A 2,330-nucleotide genomic window follows, 5' to 3' on the forward strand; every position below is an offset into this window, starting at 1 on the left:
TGCTGCAGCCGCTCGAACAGCCGTCGCGCGGCAAAGCGCGACAGGTTTTTGGTCGTCAGCGATCCGGCGACGGCATCTTCATTCAGGAGCAAAAAAATCACGTCGCCGGCGCCTTTCGCGCGCAGCTTTGGCGCCACCGCCAGAAGTTTTTCGGCGCGGCGCGACAGTTCGCTGGCCAGCCGGCAGGCCTCGGCCGCTCCCTGAACCAGCGCAAGGCACACCGCGCGCTCAAAACCTTTTTCGCCGGGTCGAATGCGCCTGCCGCCGGCTCCTGTGCGGAAGGCCGGGCCAAAAGCCTGCGCCATCAACAGCGGCTGCGGCCGCGGCCAGCGCAGGCCTTGCGCCAGCGCCAGGTCGGCGAGCCACCAGGCGAACAGTTCGGCATCGGGCCGCGTGGCGACGACATGCTCCGCGATCGCGGCCGCGGCGAACGGCGCCGGCCGCTGCGACCCCGCCACGTCTTCGATCTGCGTGCAGAGGTCGGCGAGCGCCTCGTCGTCCCAGGCGAGCCCGAGCATCTCGGTCACTTTTGCCAGCCGATCGGCGCTGACCGCCGGCGGCTGCAGCGCCAGCTGGCGCCAGGCGCCAAAGATGGTGCCGGCGGGACCGGGATCGGCGCCGGCCGGGCAAAGCTGCCAGGCGTCGCGCAAGCCGGCTTCATCCTCGGCGCGACCGGCGAGCCGCATGCTGGCGGCGGCGCATTTCAACGCCAGCCGCTGGCGCCAGGCGCCGGCCCAGGCCGGCTGCGCCCGAGCGAGGCTGTCGAGCGCAGCCAGGGCGGCGCCGGCCTGGAAGGCGGCGTCGGCGTCATGCATGGCACCACCGTCCGCGAGCGCCCAGGCCGGAACGGTCGGCGGCACGGACAGATTGGCGGTCGCGGGATCGAGGCGAATCATGTGTTTGGAGGGTAAAGTGGTGGTGCGCTTTTGGCGATGATTTTCGCGTCAAAACGCACAGCTTGTCGGAGCGACAAAACGAGTGATAATGTTGCCTTATCAATCATTTAGTCATGCTAGCCGATGTCGTGTCGGTCAGAGTTCTCCGTTGGCGCTGCGGACGAAGTGTTTTGTTGGGCAAGGTCTCCGAAGCGACCATTTGGGCGACTACTAGAGGCACAAACGGACGGACACAGCGCTCCAACCTGCGTCCCCACCAGTCACCAGGCATTTTGTGCTCAGTTGGCGCCAGTTGTCCTACCAGGCCCGCTGTCCTTCACTATTTAGGGAAAGATAACTCTTCCCCGATAGCGGCGATCAGGGCAGACACACGTGCCCGCACCCGTGGAGGTAGTTGAATGATACGCTCGATTAGATGCCGACCCTCAGCGCTGGCAATGAAGCCAATGCGCTCATCGACCGGCAGAGGGGAAGCTGCAAGACCGCTCTCACCATTCTCCGGAAGCCCTTCAAAAAAACGGCTGACGGGGACACCCAGTAACTTGCCAATCTCATAGATCATGGAGGCACTTACACGGTTTATTGCGTTCTCGTATTTTTGCAGCTGTTGGAAGGTGACGCCTATCGATCGGGCAAGCTGAGCCTGCGACACGTCAGACAGCACGCGAACCGTCGCGATCTGCCTGCCTACGTGAAGATCTGCGGGGTGAGGGTCCCGCTCGATCCTTGCCTTTAACACTGCCCCGAAAGGGCGCGAGCTTTTCGGCTTCAACAAAGCTTTCGATGCTCCACGATGTCACGCTCGGAGTCCGTCGGAGCGGCTCTGGCTTTAGTTTGATCGTCAGCCGAATTTGCGCACCAGCGGCGCAACTATCCTGCCTGAGCATCCAGATATTTCGATCCCGGTACCGAAGGCACGCGAGCGGCTTGCGAACCCCTCGAGAATATCTCGCGCCACGTGTCCGGCGGCGGGGACGGGAACCAATTTGCCCGGCTCGGAACCGGTGCGTTCATTTACCTCGCCGATAACGACCGGCAGAAGGTCTATGTTTTCGAGCGTTCCATTCGCATCATAGCGGCAAGCCGCGACAATGCTCTGCCAGACTTCCGGAGGATCCCATTCGCCCTCGTCCGGATGGACGTGAAACAGGAAATTTCCGAGACCGTAGAAGATGGGCAAGCCATTATAGATTTCCACCGCCTGAAGAACCGGGGCGCCGTGACTGACGAAGAGGCCTGCGCCGGCGTCGATGCATGTGCGGGCAAAGGTTTGAACCCAGCGCGGCACGTCCTGCCAACCCGGTTCCCAATGGTGGTGGTGCAGATAGGCGATCACAAAATCGCCTTGCGCTGCTGCCTGCCGGATCGCCGACAGATGGATATTCGCGCTCTGCTGATCGATCTCGATCAAGCGGCTGAAGTCGGCAGCCTGCT

Annotated in this window: 3 protein-coding genes; all 3 read right to left on the reverse strand. The window is 62.9% G+C overall.

The genetic code is table 11. The features are described 5' to 3' along the window. On the reverse strand, positions 1-896 hold an 896-nt coding region (locus EOA33_RS32585; protein ID WP_127407491.1), incomplete at its 3' end, for a DUF1403 family protein. A gap of 319 nt (positions 897-1,215) precedes the next feature. After that, on the reverse strand, positions 1,216-1,560 hold the full coding sequence (locus EOA33_RS32590) for a helix-turn-helix transcriptional regulator (RefSeq protein WP_245482505.1): 345 nt from the start codon (positions 1,558-1,560) through the stop codon (positions 1,216-1,218). A gap of 177 nt (positions 1,561-1,737) precedes the next feature. Continuing rightward, positions 1,738-2,330: CapA family protein (locus EOA33_RS32595; RefSeq protein WP_190234443.1), on the reverse strand; the 593-nt coding region annotated here is incomplete at its 5' end.

The sequence above is a fragment of the Mesorhizobium sp. M4A.F.Ca.ET.050.02.1.1 genome, assembly GCF_003997725.1.
In the GTDB taxonomy this organism is placed as follows: domain Bacteria; phylum Pseudomonadota; class Alphaproteobacteria; order Rhizobiales; family Rhizobiaceae; genus Mesorhizobium.